Annotated in this window: 1 protein-coding gene; it reads left to right on the forward strand. The window is 58.2% G+C overall.

Annotated elements, in window-relative coordinates:
- Positions 1 to 110: 110 nt before the first annotated feature.
- Positions 111 to 450: group III truncated hemoglobin (locus EN935_RS41690; protein WP_206534743.1), on the forward strand; the 340-nt coding region annotated here is incomplete at its 3' end.

Consider the following 450-nt stretch of genomic DNA (forward strand, 5'->3'; position numbering starts at 1 on the left):
GACAATGTATGTTTTAGGTAGGATGCTAACTCGGGTGCAACCCAAGCTTGGTTTGTCCCTGGCTACGATGCCGAAAGCCACTTGGCCTTTGCAGAGATGGAAGCGCGCACATGAGCGGGAATAGTCGGAGCAAAAGAACGATCATCGTCGACGGCGTCCCGTTGCCGGATGTCCTTGACGAGACCATGATCCGTGGTGTGGTTCACGGCTTCTACGAGGAAATTCGCCGTGATGAGCTTCTTGGCCCCATCTTCCGGCAGAGGATACAGGCTGACAAGTGGCCGCAGCATCTGGCGAAGATGTGTGACTTCTGGTCGGCGACTCTGCTGCGAACGGCCCGATATGAAGGCCGACCCCTGCAGCCGCATCTGGCGATAGCCGGCCTTGGCGAGGCGCATTTCCGGCGTTGGTTGAAGTTATTTCGCGCCACGGTACGCCGCATCTGCCCGC

The organism is Mesorhizobium sp. M7D.F.Ca.US.004.03.1.1 (assembly GCF_003998635.1).
GTDB lineage: Bacteria > Pseudomonadota > Alphaproteobacteria > Rhizobiales > Rhizobiaceae > Mesorhizobium > Mesorhizobium loti.